The 14,352-nt window shown below is 27.7% G+C and carries 17 protein-coding genes and 1 riboswitch; of the genes, 10 read left to right on the top strand and 7 right to left on the bottom strand.

The annotated features are described in order from the left end of the window. Positions 1 to 19 precede the first annotated feature (19 nt). Positions 20 to 1,372 (bottom strand): phosphomethylpyrimidine synthase ThiC, encoded by a 1,353-nt coding sequence (thiC, locus tag ACNSOS_RS06165; RefSeq protein WP_418184593.1) that lies wholly within the window; start codon positions 1,370 to 1,372, stop codon positions 20 to 22. 10 nt (positions 1,373 to 1,382) lie between these two features. After that, positions 1,383 to 1,931: a spermidine synthase gene (locus ACNSOS_RS06170; protein WP_418184594.1), complete on the bottom strand. Its 549-nt coding sequence runs from the start codon at positions 1,929 to 1,931 to the stop codon at positions 1,383 to 1,385. Between the two features lie 120 nt (positions 1,932 to 2,051). Next, positions 2,052 to 2,152, bottom strand: a riboswitch (TPP riboswitch). A 102-nt stretch (positions 2,153 to 2,254) separates the two neighbouring features. Here ACNSOS_RS06170 and ACNSOS_RS06175 point away from each other — a divergent pair. The 4 genes from ACNSOS_RS06175 to ACNSOS_RS06190 are packed head-to-tail and all read left to right on the top strand — an operon-like array spanning position 2,255 to position 5,625. Beyond that, positions 2,255 to 3,076 (top strand): HDOD domain-containing protein, encoded by an 822-nt coding sequence (locus ACNSOS_RS06175; protein ID WP_418184595.1) that lies wholly within the window; start codon positions 2,255 to 2,257, stop codon positions 3,074 to 3,076. Between the two features lie 58 nt (positions 3,077 to 3,134). Continuing rightward, positions 3,135 to 4,259, top strand: coding sequence for a bifunctional 2-C-methyl-D-erythritol 4-phosphate cytidylyltransferase/2-C-methyl-D-erythritol 2,4-cyclodiphosphate synthase (locus tag ACNSOS_RS06180; RefSeq protein WP_418184596.1), 1,125 nt, complete (start codon positions 3,135 to 3,137; stop codon positions 4,257 to 4,259). Next, positions 4,256 to 5,146 (top strand): response regulator transcription factor, encoded by an 891-nt coding sequence (locus ACNSOS_RS06185; RefSeq protein WP_113894824.1) that lies wholly within the window; start codon positions 4,256 to 4,258, stop codon positions 5,144 to 5,146. The genes ACNSOS_RS06180 and ACNSOS_RS06185 overlap by 4 nt, the downstream gene beginning before the upstream one ends. Before the next feature lie 2 nt (positions 5,147 to 5,148). Beyond that, positions 5,149 to 5,625, top strand: coding sequence for a phosphatidylglycerophosphatase A (locus ACNSOS_RS06190; RefSeq protein WP_418184597.1), 477 nt, complete (start codon positions 5,149 to 5,151; stop codon positions 5,623 to 5,625). Between the two features lie 39 nt (positions 5,626 to 5,664). Here ACNSOS_RS06190 and ACNSOS_RS06195 read toward each other — a convergent pair whose 3' ends face one another. The 5 genes from ACNSOS_RS06195 to ACNSOS_RS06215 are packed head-to-tail and all read right to left on the bottom strand — an operon-like array spanning position 5,665 to position 10,526. After that, positions 5,665 to 6,762: a carbamoyl phosphate synthase small subunit gene (locus tag ACNSOS_RS06195; protein ID WP_418184598.1), complete on the bottom strand. Its 1,098-nt coding sequence runs from the start codon at positions 6,760 to 6,762 to the stop codon at positions 5,665 to 5,667. Next, entirely contained in the window at positions 6,762 to 7,313 is a 552-nt protein-coding gene (locus ACNSOS_RS06200; protein WP_113894832.1) for a DUF507 family protein, read from the bottom strand. Before ACNSOS_RS06200 ends, ACNSOS_RS06195 begins: the two co-directional genes overlap by 1 nt. A gap of 4 nt (positions 7,314 to 7,317) precedes the next feature. Further along, entirely contained in the window at positions 7,318 to 8,568 is a 1,251-nt protein-coding gene (locus ACNSOS_RS06205; protein ID WP_113909333.1) for an adenylosuccinate synthase, read from the bottom strand. Between the two features lies 1 nt (position 8,569). Beyond that, positions 8,570 to 9,415, bottom strand: a complete 846-nt coding sequence (locus ACNSOS_RS06210; protein WP_113894865.1) for an ATP phosphoribosyltransferase regulatory subunit — start codon at positions 9,413 to 9,415, stop codon at positions 8,570 to 8,572. A gap of 4 nt (positions 9,416 to 9,419) precedes the next feature. Beyond that, positions 9,420 to 10,526: a pyridoxal-phosphate-dependent aminotransferase family protein gene (locus ACNSOS_RS06215; RefSeq protein ID WP_418184599.1), complete on the bottom strand. Its 1,107-nt coding sequence runs from the start codon at positions 10,524 to 10,526 to the stop codon at positions 9,420 to 9,422. Positions 10,527 to 10,651: 125 nt separating this feature from the next. On the opposite strand from ACNSOS_RS06215, the gene ACNSOS_RS06220 reads away from it, so the two are divergent. The 6 genes from ACNSOS_RS06220 (at position 10,652) to ACNSOS_RS06245 (ending at position 14,352) form a co-directional block, all read left to right on the top strand. Beyond that, positions 10,652 to 11,233, top strand: coding sequence for a YceI family protein (locus ACNSOS_RS06220; protein WP_418184600.1), 582 nt, complete (start codon positions 10,652 to 10,654; stop codon positions 11,231 to 11,233). A gap of 65 nt (positions 11,234 to 11,298) precedes the next feature. After that, positions 11,299 to 11,847, top strand: coding sequence for a YceI family protein (locus ACNSOS_RS06225; protein WP_418184601.1), 549 nt, complete (start codon positions 11,299 to 11,301; stop codon positions 11,845 to 11,847). A gap of 118 nt (positions 11,848 to 11,965) precedes the next feature. Further along, on the top strand, positions 11,966 to 12,418 hold the full coding sequence (locus ACNSOS_RS06230; protein WP_418184602.1) for a MarR family winged helix-turn-helix transcriptional regulator: 453 nt from the start codon (positions 11,966 to 11,968) through the stop codon (positions 12,416 to 12,418). A gap of 52 nt (positions 12,419 to 12,470) precedes the next feature. After that, entirely contained in the window at positions 12,471 to 13,037 is a 567-nt protein-coding gene (locus tag ACNSOS_RS06235; protein ID WP_113894838.1) for a YceI family protein, read from the top strand. A gap of 23 nt (positions 13,038 to 13,060) precedes the next feature. Beyond that, on the top strand, positions 13,061 to 13,831 hold the full coding sequence (locus ACNSOS_RS06240; RefSeq protein WP_418184603.1) for a DODA-type extradiol aromatic ring-opening family dioxygenase: 771 nt from the start codon (positions 13,061 to 13,063) through the stop codon (positions 13,829 to 13,831). Positions 13,832 to 13,848: 17 nt separating this feature from the next. After that, positions 13,849 to 14,352 carry an NADPH-dependent FMN reductase gene (locus ACNSOS_RS06245; RefSeq protein ID WP_418184604.1) on the top strand — a complete coding sequence of 168 codons (504 nt, stop codon included), beginning with the start codon at positions 13,849 to 13,851 and terminating at the stop codon, positions 14,350 to 14,352.

Here is a 14,352-nt window from a genome sequence, read left to right on the forward strand (position 1 = left end):
GGATAATTTTTGTCTTAAATTATCCTGCCATATTATCTATTGCTTCTCCATGAGTTTTTACAATCTTCTGTGTAATTTTATACGAACAAAACTTAGGACCACACATAGAACAAAACTCTGCTTCTTTAAATACATCTTGAGGTAATGTTTCATCATGGAACTCTCTTGCTCTATCAGGATCAAGTGCTAGTTCAAACTGTTTGTTCCAATCAAAAGCATATCTTGCATCACTCATCTCATCATCTATATCTCTTGCACCTTTTCGCCCTCTTGCAATATCAGCACTATGAGCAGCAATTTTATATGCAATTATTCCATTTCTTACATCTTCAGCATTAGGAAGTCCTAAATGCTCTTTTGGAGTAACATAACAAAGCATACTTGCCCCATGCCATCCACCAACAGCAGCACCTATTGCACTACTTATGTGGTCATATCCAGCACCAATATCTGTTGTAAGTGGCCCTAATATATAAAATGGAGCTTCGTGGCAATACTCTCGCTCTAATTTCATATTTCTTTCAATTTGATTTAAAGGAACATGTCCAGGACCTTCAATCATAACTTGAACATCTTTTTCCCAAGCTCTTAAAGTTAATTCTCCAAGAACTTTTAACTCTCTTAATTGTGCTTCATCACTAGCATCTGCTAAGCATCCAGGTCTTAAACTATCCCCTAAAGATAATGATACGTCATATTTTCTACAAATATCTAAAATATCATCAAAAGCTTCATAAAATGGATTCTCTTTATGATAGTGCATCATCCAAGCAGCCATTAAACTTCCACCTCGACTTACTATTCCCATTTTTCTTTTTGCAATATGTGGCATAAATTCCAATAAAAATCCTGCATGAATTGTAAAATATGAAACACCTTGTTGTGCTTGTTTTTCTATAACTTCAAGCATTTTCTCTATTGTTAAATCTTCAATCTTATCTTTTACATCATGTAGTATTTGATACATAGGAACAGTACCAATAGGAACTGTCGAGTGTTCGATTACAGCTCTTCTTATCATATCTAAATCACCACCCGTACTTAAATCCATAATAGTATCTGCACCATATTTCAAACAAACATCAACTTTCTCAATTTCTTTACTTACATCACTTGCCAATGCTGAGCTTCCAATATTTGCATTTATCTTACAAGATGATGCCATTCCAATAGCCATAGGAGTTAAATGTTTATGATTAACATTTGCTGGAATTATAAGTCTTCCACGAGCAATTTCAGCTCTTACAAGTTCTGGTTCAAGCTTTTCAACTTTTGCAACATATTCCATATCTGGAGTTATAATTCCCTGTTTTGCATAGTACATTTGTGTTCGTACTTTATCATTTTTGTTATTATCTAACCAAGTTCTCATATCTTTTCCTTTATCTTTTTGCTATACCAGTTAATTCTTTGTGTTCCTTTGCAGGGAAAACAAAAGATGCCATATGAATTTCAGAAGAGTAATACTCTAAATTATCCAATAAATCTGCTCTTTGTAAGTTTATATCAGCTGTTGGATGATATTTTTTAGATGCTATTATTGAAGTATTATGACCAAATCTAAATGGCATAGCTATCCAAAATTTCTCTCCTACAAGTTTTAAATCTGAAATTAATCTATCTTTATCTTTTGAAAATGCTTTTGTAGAAAAAGTAATAAGTGCATCATTTTTCAATACTCTTGAAATATTTGCTAAACTTTTTAAATCAAGTTTTACATCTGTAAAAATGATAGCATCAACTGATTTATCTTCTTTTGTAAATACAAAATCTAAATCCCCATACTCAATATTTGAAATTTTAGAGTGTTTATTTGCTTCTTGTTTTATAGCTTCATCAACTGTTCCAATAATCAAAACATTTTTAGCCTCTTGATGAGTGCAAAGAGAAATATGAACCATCATCTCTGCAAAAACATTACTATCTTTCATTGTTAAATCCTTTTTGATTGTTATGTTTTTTTATTGTTAGCTGGATTTTTGAGTAAAAAAAAGGGTACTTTCTTAAAGAAAGCACCCTTTTATATTAAATTTATTATCAAGTTTATTAAATTTAATTTTAAAATCGCTTCCTACTCTGGTGTTAACCAACAGGTTCAAAGGGTCAGGTTTTAACCTTCTCAACGCTAAATAGCGTCCCCCCGCAATAAAAAAAGTATTCTATCATAAACAATGTTTAAAAGTATAGTTTTTAAACTATAAGTTACAATTGCATATAATATTTAACAATTCATATTCAGGGATTCTAATTTAAGATGATAAAAAATTTAACAAAATATATAAATAATCTTCAAAAACTTCCAGATATTATTATTGAACTTGATAGTTTTAGAAAATCTAAAAATAAAAATTCTAAACATCTAGTAATGCTTATAAAAAAAGATAAAAATATTCATCAAGATATTCTAAAAATTATGAATTTTAATATTTTTGATTTTGGTACAAAACCACAAAATATTACAAATTTTATAGCTATTACAAATTTAGAATTTGTTACGACTTTGGCAACAGCCTTGTCAATTACAAAAAGCATAAATTTAAATTTATTTTCTTATGCTGTTACAATAGATGATTTTTTATATTCAAATGTTTTAGCAATGAGAATTACAGATATTTGGATAGGGAAAATTGATAAATCTTTAAAAAATGAACTTTTACTTTTAACTTTTTTACAAAATATTTCAAAGCCTATAATATCTTTAGCAGTTAGTGAAAATAAACTAACAGAAAAATTTTTAAATGATATTTCAAATAGTGATGATTTATCGCAAAGTGAAGAAAAATTTACTGGTTATAAAACAGGAAGAATAACTGCAAATATATTAAAACAATGGGATTTAAGCTATAAAATAATACTTCCTATTTTATTTGTACAAGATTTATTAAACTGCCCAGAAGAGTTTAGATTGAAAGCTGTGATTCTAAATGTAATAAACCAAATTTGTAATTTAAGAGACCCATTATGCGATAAAAATATACACAAAGCTTTAGAAGATTTAGCTTTATTTGATTTTGATATAGATATTTTTTTAGCTTCGATTGATGAAATAAAAAATATTATTAATAAGACAATTTAACTCTTCTATAAGTAACATTTAGTTAGAATCTGTAACTTTTTTACTCAAAGGAATGGTATTGTTAGATGTTACTTTAGTAGTTTTATGTGCTGGAAATTCCACAAGATTTGAAAAAATGTGTAAAAAGCAGTGGTTAAGAGTTGGTAATGAACCATTGTGGCTAAATGTTACAAAAAGATTAAGTTCTTACTCAAAATTTTCTAAAACAATTGTTGTATCTCATAAAGATGAACTAAACTATATGAAAAATTTTAGCGATTGCTACACTTTTGTTGAAGGTGGAGACACTAGACAAAACTCAATCAAAAATGCTTTAAAAAAAGTTGATACAAAATATGTAATGATTAGCGATGTTGCTAGAGCTTGTGTAAATAAAGACATCGTTTTAAACCTACTAGAGAATAAAGATAAAGCATCTTGTATCGTTCCTATTTTAGATGTAAGTGATACTGTTATTTTTGAAGAAAATACTATAAATCGTGACAAAGTAAAACTTATACAAACTCCTCAACTTTCAAATACACAAGTACTAAATAAAGCCCTTGATACACCTAGAGATTTTACAGATGAAAGTAGTGCTATAAAAGCTATTAGTGAAAAAATATTCTATATAAAAGGTAATATTGAAAGTAAAAAAATAACTTTTGGTAATGAAATAGAGCAAATCCCTTGTTTAAAAAAACCTTCAAACAATTTTTTTACAGGAACTGGTTTTGATATCCATGCTTTTGAAGAAAACAAAGAGATGTTTTTAGGTGGAATAAAACTTCCTTATGAATATGGGTTTAAAGCTCATAGTGATGGTGATGTACTAATACATTCTGTAATAGATGCTCTTTTAGGTGCTATTGGAGGAGGAGATATTGGAGAGTTTTTTCCTGACACTGATGAAAAATATAAAAATATTGACTCAAAAATATTGTTAGAGAATATTGTAAATTTTATTTACAATGTTGGGTATGAGATTGTAAATATAGATTTAACAATAATCGCTCAAAAACCAAAAATAAATCCATTTAAAATAGAAATAAAATCTTCTATGGCAAAACTTTTAAAACTTGAAAAACAGTTCATAAATGTAAAAGCAACAACTGCTGAGAAATTAGGATTTATTGGTCGTGCAGAAGGAGTTGCTGTACAAAGTATTGCTACACTAAAATATTATGATTGGACACAAAAATGAATATATTAATTATTGAAAATGAAATTTATCTAGCACAAAAGATAGTATCTAGGCTACTTGATGATGGACACAGTTGTGATTATGTTGAACAAGTAAATATTGAGAATCTTACAAAAGATTATGATATTGTTTTATTATCAACTTCACTTCCTAGTGAAGTTACAAAAGGTATTATAAAAAGATATGCTGCTAATTCTATTATACTTCTTTTAGTATCTTATATTTCAGATGAAACTGTAACAAACCCTATAAAAGATGGTGCAAAAGATTATATGATGAAACCATTTTTAATGGATGAACTTTTAAGAAAGATATATCACTATAAAGATTGTAGAAGTATGAGAAGAGAGCTTCAAGTTTTAAGAGATTATTTTAATTTTACAATGAATAATATTGATACAAGTGATGTACTGTTACCTTTATCTTTTCCTTTAATGATCGAAACAAATTTCCAAACTTATGCAGATAAACTTGTATTTGAGATATCAAATAAGCTTGATTTACCTATAAAATTTATTTCATTAAACTCTTCTTCTTGGCAAAAACAATTATTGGCAGTAAATGATAAGTCTATCATATATCTTACAGATTATCACTCTTTAAAGAAAAATATAAAAGAACAACTTTTAAAACAAATAGAAGATAAAAATTGTGTTATATGTACTCTTGAAAGTAATGAACCTTTTATGTATAAGAAAATCACTTTTAACAACGATAATAAAACTCTTGATAACACACAAATAATGTCAATCAACGATTATGTAAAAATGATGGTAACCACTTACCAAAATAGATATCCAGATACAGAATTGTCAAAAAGATTAGGGATATCAAGAAAATCTCTTTGGGAAAAGAGAAAAAAACTTGAAATAGATAAAAAGAAGTAAAAATGAATATTAGAAGATTTTTCTTAACAGTTGGATATAGTGGTCTTAGCCCAAAAGCACCTGGAACTGTTGGAAGTTTTGTGGCTCTTATTTTAGGGCTTTTTTTACTAGAATTTCTACATACTTCAACTCTATTTTTACTTTCATTGCTAATAACAGTAGTTGCTATAAAACAAATAAATATATATGAAGAAGAAGTTGGTATTCACGATGGTAGTGAAATAGTAATAGATGAACTAGCTGGAATGTGGATAGCATTAAGTATTTGTGGAATCAATAGTGAAAATGTATTAGTATTGGCTCCTCTTGCTTTTATTTTCTTTCGACTTTTTGATATATATAAACCATCAATTATAGGAAAAATTGATAGAGATGTAAAAGGTGGATTAGGTGTAATGGGAGATGATGTAGTTGCAGGAATCTTTGCTGGTATTTGTACGGCTGGAAGTTGGCAATTAATAGAGAAGTTTTTATTTTAATATATGAACCATATATTTAACTGAGGTTTAATCCTCAGTTTATTTTACAGAATTTGCAAACTCTTTATAAATTGGAGAGTTTGAAACTGGAGTAAATTCGCTACTTAAAATATCTTTATTTTTATATTTTAAAGCTACTAAACTATTATCAAATACTTTTGTATAAGTTACATCTGCTAGATTTTTTATACTATCATCTATTTTATAATCACTATTTATACCATATATTTCAACAGTTTTTTCACCTTTTACAGGATGACTTCCATATTTGATAGATTTGATTTTTTCTACTTTTGTACCATTTGCTAATGCAACTAAATAGTGCCCTAGTCCAACAGCAATTAATGGAATATTTGCATCAAGTAGTTTCTTAACTTCACTTACTATTGAAGTTAAAATATTTGGATTTCCTGCTCCACTACTAAGTGCAACTCCTCCTATTTCATTTGATTTAAATCTAGCTATTATATCATTTGCTTTTATTGAGTATGGAACAACTTCAACTTCAAGCCCAGCTTCTACAAGTTCATTTAAAAACGATTTTTTAGTTCCTAAATCTACAACTAATACTTTTTTATCACTCATACTAGCTTTATTGTACTCTTGTAAATCAGGATTCCAAGCACCAGATTTATGGATATAAATATCTTTTGTAGAGTTTTGGCTTACAAAATCTATTTCATCATATTTTTTTGCTTCGCTTAATTTTTTTGCTAGTTCATCTTTGTTAGAAATTGATGTTGAAGCAATCATCATCATACTTCCTTCTTCTCTAACAATTGTAGTTAAAAATCTTGTATCAATATCACAAATACCCATAACACCTTGTTCTTTTAAAAAGTTACTCAAACTTTGTTCTGCTCTATAACTTGAATATTCATCATGATAAGTTCTTACAAGTATTCCTATTGCATGAGACTTTGAACTTTCAAAATCAACACTATTTGCACCAACATTTCCTACCTCAACAGGTGTGAAATTGATAAATAAACCTGCATTTGATGGATCTGTAACTATTTCTTGATGTCCAAAAGTTGCATTATTGTAAACTAATTTTCCAATTGCAGTTGTATCTGCACCAAAAGATTTTGCCTCTAAAAATATTCCATTTTCTAAATAAATATATACTTTTTGCATTAAATTAATCCTCTTTTTATTAACTCTTCTTCATAAAGTCTATGATATACCAAATCATAATCTTCTGTACCAGGAATTAGTTTTCTTTTATAGTTTCTAAGCTTTGCTAAAACCTCACTGTCCGCTTTTTCAAATCCTTTTATAAAATCGTCCAAAGAACCAAATATCACATTTTTAATTTGGTTATCTGAACATCTAAAGTGTATATAGTCCTCCTCCCATAGATAATCTAATATTTTGTGAGAAATATCAGAAAATCTATCTTCATTGTTTAAGATTACTCCAAAATCATTTGCAAGTCTTTTTTTAGTCATCCAAAAAAGTTGCCGTCTATCCGCATTTAAATACTCTATTTCTTCTTCTTGAGAATCTAAAATCTCTTGAACCTTTTCATCTAAAGCTTGTTCTTTTTCTATATCTTCATCTAAAATTCTTTCGATTTCAGCTTCAATACTATTTTTTTCTTTTCTTACTTCTACAAAATCACAAGTTAGTAAATCTCTTGTGATTCTTCTTGCTACATAAGGCGTGTGATGTAATCTTAATCTCATAGTATTATCCTCTTATAATTGTGTCTGCTCTTTCTGGAGAAGTTGAAACTATTCCAACTTTTACAGAAGTTATTTCTTCTATTTTTTCTATATATTTTTTTGCATTTGCTGGAAGAGAATCATAATCTCTTATCCCAACTACACTATCCCAACCATCAATTTCTTCATAAATTGCTGTTACATTTTCCATATCTGATGGCATATAATCTATTCTTTTTCCATTAAACTCATAAGCTACACAAACTTTTATCTTAGAAAAACCATCTAAAACATCTAGTTTCATAAGTGCTAATTTATCACACCCATTTAATCTACTTGCATATCTCACTGCAACTGCATCAAACCAACCACATCTTCGTTTTCTTCCTGTTACTGTTCCAAACTCTTTTCCAACTTCTCCAATTTTTACTCCATCTTGAGTAAAATCTTCTGTAGGGAAAGGACCATTTCCTACTCTTGTACAATATGCTTTTACTATACCAATTACTTCTCCAATATCTTTTGGATTAAGTCCTAAGCCTGTACAAGCACCAGCACTAACTGTACTTGAACTTGTCACATAAGGATAAGTTCCATGGTCTATATCTAAAAGTGTTCCTTGAGCACCTTCTAGTAATACTCTTTTATTTTCTTCAAGTGCTTTCCAAACCATATTCGTTGTGTTTGTAATATATGGTGCTAAATTATTACTATAAGATTCTAACTCCTTTAATAGGTCACTTTTTTGTGGAGTTTTTATCTCTAATACATCAAAGATAGCTTTATTTTGTGCAAAATAATCTAAAATATCATCACAAAGTTTAGCTGGATTTAAAAGTTCTCCCGCTCTAAAGCCACTTCTACTTATCTTTTCAGCATAAGTTGGTCCAATTCCTTTTCCAGTAGTACCAATAGCTCTATCACCTTTAAGTCTCTCTTTTGCTTGATCAATTAGAGCATGAAATGGTAAATTTAAATGTGCTTTATCAGATATATATAGTCGTCCTTTTAAGTTATCAAATTGACTCATCTCTTTTAATATATTTTCTGGAGATACCACAACTCCATTTCCAATAATATTTATAGCTTTTGGATTTAAAATTCCTGAAGGAATAAGTTGTAGTGCATATCTTACACCATCAACCCAAATAGTATGACCAGCATTATGACCACCTTGGCTTCTACAAACCATATCATACTTTTGTGCTAACATATCAACTATCTTACCTTTTCCTTCATCTCCCCATTGAATTCCAACTATTACATCTGCTTTCATTTTATCCCTCTAACATTTTTAATAAATTATCTGTATACAATGCAAACCCTAAAGAACTTAGTCCATCAGTAGAGTACATTCCACCTTTACATAAAACTAAATTTTTATCTATTACTCTAAAATAAATATCATCATAATATTTTAGTATTCCATAATATAGTGGTGCAATTATAATATTTGAGTAGTTTACTTCTTTTGCTTTTGTAAGAAGTTTTTCTAACTCTTTTTTTAAACTATTTGGTACTACTTTTATAGTATTTTCTAAACTTTTTATATCTTTTACTCTTAGAAGAGTATTCAACCAATCACAATTTAGTTTTAAAAGTTCTGAAATTTCTCCCTTTTTAAATATCTCAATATCAATATTTAATTCAAGACTAACTAATCTTGGAATATTTATATTTGATATTTGCAAAATTGGTTCTATTTTTAAAGATTTTAAAATCTCCGCTGTTAAATTTATAATATCAGAGATATTAGTGTGCTCTATCCATTCACAACCAATTTGATAATCCTCTTTTGATGGATAAGAAAATATAGGTTGAACATAAAACCATTTTCTATGCTTTGTAGTTCTTCCTAATCTTTTTGTGATAATTCTTACAACATCTAAAGTAGAATCTGCTCTTAAAGAAACTTGCTCATTTTCTTCATCTGAAAATTTTATCAATTTTTTATCATTTTCAATTGATTGATGTTGTGAATATGAAAAATTTGGAGTTAAAATTTCTTCAAAACCATTATTCTCTAAAATTTCACAAACACTATTTTCAAGAACTCTTTTTGCTCTTGCAAGTTTTCCAAAATAGAGTCTACTTCCTTTTGGGATTTCATGTTCAAATATCATTAAATCATTTTCCTTTAAACATTGTTGTTGCAAATACTTTATTTGCAGTTCCATCAAATGTTCTAATTCCTAACTCATCCATAACTAATTCAATAGCATTTACTGCCCAAGAAGATTCAAAATCTTCAACCAATCCCATATGATTTATTCTAAAGATTTTTCCAGATAAATGGTCTTGACCACCAGCAATATCAACACTATATTTTGTTTTTAAAATTTTTCTAATCTCATTTGATTGCTCTGTATAAACTGTTGTCATGGCATTTGCTGGATTTTGTGGATATATTTCAAATCCAATAGCTTTTAACGATTCTCTTGTAGCTTTTGCTCTTAGTGCAGTCTGTGCATATAAATTATCAAATCCAATCTCTTTGAATTTTTCTAAAATAGCTTCTAATCCCATAATCAAAGTAGTTGCTGCGGTATAAGCTGTTGTATTTTTTCTTTGATTTTTTAACTCATTTGCTAAATTAAAATAATACCCAGATGCTTGCTCTTCTATTTTTTTAATTGCACTAGCTGATAAACCAATCATTGCTAATGCTGGTGGTAACATAAATGCTTTTTGACTTCCAGTAATAACAGCATCAAGATTTGAAACATCTATTTTTTCAACACCAATAGCCGTAATTCCATCTGCAATGATCATAATATCTGGATTTATTTTTTTAACTTCTTTTGCAATTTCTTCAACAGGATGTCTTAATCCTCCTGCACTTTCACAAATTTGAATAAAAATGGCATCAATAGTAGAGTCATTTTTAACTGTATTTACAACTTGTTCAACACTAACAGGAGTATTCCACTCATTTTTTATCTCTGTATATTCTATGTTGAATGCTTTACATATTTTTCCAAATCTCTCACCAAATTTTCCAGAATTTATTGTAAGAGCTTTCTTTCTTGTTAAATTTGTAATACAAGCTTCCATAGCACCAGTTCCACTCGAAGCCAACATTAAAACTTCTGGCATTCCATATAATTCAATAAGTAAATCTCTAGTCTTTCCAAAAATTGCTTCAAATTCTTTAGTTCTATGGTGTATTGTGATATCAGACATTGCTTTTCTAGCAAACTCTGGTACAGGAGTTGGACCTGGTGTCAATAACATATTCTTTATCCTTAATAAATTTTTATTCAGTAAAACAGAACATTTTATCGAAAAAAAGATTATTAAATGGTTAAACAAATATTTAATTAGCTATAATTACGACATAAATTTTAATAAGGAAAAAAATGAATCTTTTAAAAATAGCTTTGGGTACACTCATTTTAACGAGCACTTTGTTTTCAAAAGAGTATATAGTAAATAAAGACAATTCAAATGCACAATTTCAAATAAAATATCAAAAAAGTAATATTATTGATGGAACTTTTAAAGATTTATCAGGAAAAATAGATTTTGATGAACTATCTAATAATATAAAATCATTAAAAGGTGAAATAGAAATCGATTCAATACAAACTTTAAATGAAAGTTTAGAAGAGTTAATAAAAAGTGACAAAATATTAGACAATAAAAAATTCCCAAAAATCACTTTTACTGCTACAAAAATAGAAGAAAATAAAATTTTTGGTGATTTAAAAATAAAAGATGTCACTAGAAATATAGAGTTTGAACTACAAAATAATGGTATTCTTTTAGACACTTTATACCTAACTTTGACAACAAATATAAAAAGAAGTTTTTTTGATTTAAGTTGGGATGAACTTTTGGATACTGGAAGTAGTGCAACTTCGAATGAAATTCAAATTCAAATTAATATAGAAGCAAATTTACTGGATAAATTCTATTTTAAAGATAAAAAAGCAAAATAATTTTACATTAACTTTTATAAAGTAAAATTTTGACCTTTATTATTAAAATTAACAAAAGGAAAAAAATGAAAAAAATAACATTAGGATTAATCTCTGTAGCCCTTGCTACTTCTTTATTTGCTAGTGAATACAAAGTTGATGCTACAAATTCAAATGCAGGATTTACAGTAAAACATATGATGGTTTCAAATGTACATGGAAAATTTAAAGATGTATCTGGAACTTTTGAATTTGATGAAAAAACAAATGCTTTAGTTTCTTTAAATGGTGAGATTATGATAGCTTCAGTTGATACTGCCGATGAAAAAAGAGATAATCACTTAAAAGCTGACGATATATTTGATGCTCAACAATTCCCAAAAATCATTTTTAAATCTACAAAAGTTGAAAAAGATGCAGTTTACGGTGATTTAACGATGAAAGGTGTTACAAAAAATATCAAACTTGATTTGGAAAATGGGGGAGCATTAGGTAAAAAAGCTGGTTTTACTTTAAGTGGTAAAATAAATAGAAGTGATTTTGGAGTTACTTGGAATAAGGCTTTAGAAACAGGTGGTGTTGCTGTGAGTGATGAAGTTAAATTAAATATCGATATTCAAGGAAATCTTAAATAATTTAATGGTCACTCTTTGGAAAGACCATTTCTTAAAATATGTAAATTCTAAAATTTACATATTTTTCTCTTGACATCTAATACTAATTAGTAGTATAATTTCACTTATGGAGAATGTTATGAATAATAAATCGTTAAAAACTTATGGAAAAAGAACTGATAAAGCTATGAAAACTGTTGTTAGATTAGAAAAAACAAGTTTACGAATCACAAATTTAACAATTAATTATTTATCTCAACATAATCTTACGTTTAATCAATTTAAAGTGTTAGAAGTTTTATACCATTTAGGTGATTTAAACATAAGTTCAATTACAAAATTAACTATGAGTACACCAGGGAATATTACTGTTGTTGTAAAGAATCTTAAAAGAGATAGTTGGATAACATCGATAAAAGATCCTAATGATAGCAGAGCTTCAATTTTGTCTATTACTCAAAAGGGTAAAGATATTATTGAAATTGTATTTCCAAATCATTCAAAAAACTTAACTAAAATAATGGAAGTTTTAAATGATGAAGAACTTAATACTTTATATGATTTGTTGAATAAGGTTTATAAAGCAAATTGATATTTTTTTGCTTTATTTATACTAATTAGTAATATATACAAAAGGATAAAAAATGAAATTTTTAAAATTAGCGTTAGTTTCAGTAGTAACATCAAGTGCATTGTTTGCAGGAACATATGATGTGGATGCAAGTCATTCAAATGTAGGATTTAAGGTAAAACACTTAATGATTTCAAATGTAAGTGGAAAATTTGACGACTTTAGTGGAAAATTTGAATATGACGAAAAGACTAAAAAGTTAAAAAGTTTAGAAGGTAAAGTAAATGTATCTTCAATAAATACTGAAGATGAAAAAAGAGATGCACACTTAAAAGCAGCTGATTTTTTTGATGAAGCAAATCACCCTACTTTAACTTTTAAATTAGACAAAGTTGAAAAAGATGTAGCTTATGGAAAATTAACTATAAGAGGAATCACTAAAGATGTTAAACTTGATTTAGAAAATAACGGAACAGCAGTTGATCCATGGGGAAATAAAAGAGTTGGCTTAGCCTTATCAGGAAAAATCAATAGAACAGATTTTGGTCTTAACTGGAACAAAGCTTTAGAAACAGGTGGAGTATTAGTTGATGAAACTGTAAAGATAAATGTTGAAGTGGAAGGAATTTTAGCTAAATAATTTTTAGCTAAATTTTAAATACTATGTATCCAACACTATTTATTTCACATGGTGCTCCAAATATAATTTTAAGTGATTCTAAATCAAAAAGAAATTTTCAAAAGTTTGGGATTACTTTAAAAGTACCAAAATATATAATAATTGTATCAGCACATTATGTTACAAGAGATTTAAAAATTATTAGTCCTGATACAAATAAAATAATGTATGATTTTTATGGTTTTGAAGATGAATTGTATAAAGTTAAGTATGAAATAAATAGTGATAGAAATTTAACAAATAATTTAATTGAAAAATTAAAAGATGAAAATATAAATATAACAATTGATGAAAATAGAAAGAGTTATGACCATGGGGTTTGGAATGTTTTGGCACTTTTATATGAAAAATTAGATATTCCAGTATTGCAACTTAGTGTACCAATATCATATTCAGCTTCGCAGTTAATGAACTTAGGTGAAAAATTAAAAATATTTAAAGATGATGCAATGATAATTTTTAGTGGAGGAGTAACTCATAACTTAGGTGATATGAGTTATAGCAATACTCCAAAACAATATGCAAAAGAGTTTAATGAAAAGATAAAAGATATTATAGAAAAGGCTAATACAAATAGTTTATTAAATATAACATCGGATAACAATTTTTATAAAAATCATCCTTCAAGTGAGCATTTTTTACCTTTATTTATAGCTTATGGGAATGCTATTAATAAATGTGGAAAATCGTTTAATAGTGAGATGTCATATTCAAATATCTCAATGGAAAGTTTTATTTTTGATGAAACTAAATAATTTATAAAGGATTAAAAATGGTATTAATTTTTGTAGCAAGTTTAAATGAAAATATGAGCCTTGCAAATATTATAAAAGGTAAATTTGATATTAAAAATATAGATTCTAAAATAGTAAATCTTGTAGATTTAAATCTTCCTATGTATGATACTTTTAAAGAACAAAATGATGGAATACCTAAAGTTGCAATAGATTTAGCAAAACAAATGGAAGAAGCGACCGCTTATGTTTTTGTTTCACCTGAATATAATTTTGGAGTTCCACCAGTTTTAGTAAATACAATAGCATGGATTTCAAGAATAGGAGATGATTTTAGAAAATTATTTACTTTGAAAAAAATTCAACTCGTAACTCATTCAGGAAGTGGTGGACAAGATTTATTAAATTCTTTACGAAGTCAATTTACAAGACTTGGTGCAGTTGTTATGCCAAGAGAAATTATTGCAACTTATGAGAAAAAATGTAAAGAAGATAGTTTGGAGAGAATCCTTTCTCAATTTGAAACTTTTATAAAGGAGTAA

This window comes from Aliarcobacter vitoriensis, from assembly GCF_048320235.1.
Lineage (GTDB): Bacteria > Campylobacterota > Campylobacteria > Campylobacterales > Arcobacteraceae > Aliarcobacter > Aliarcobacter vitoriensis.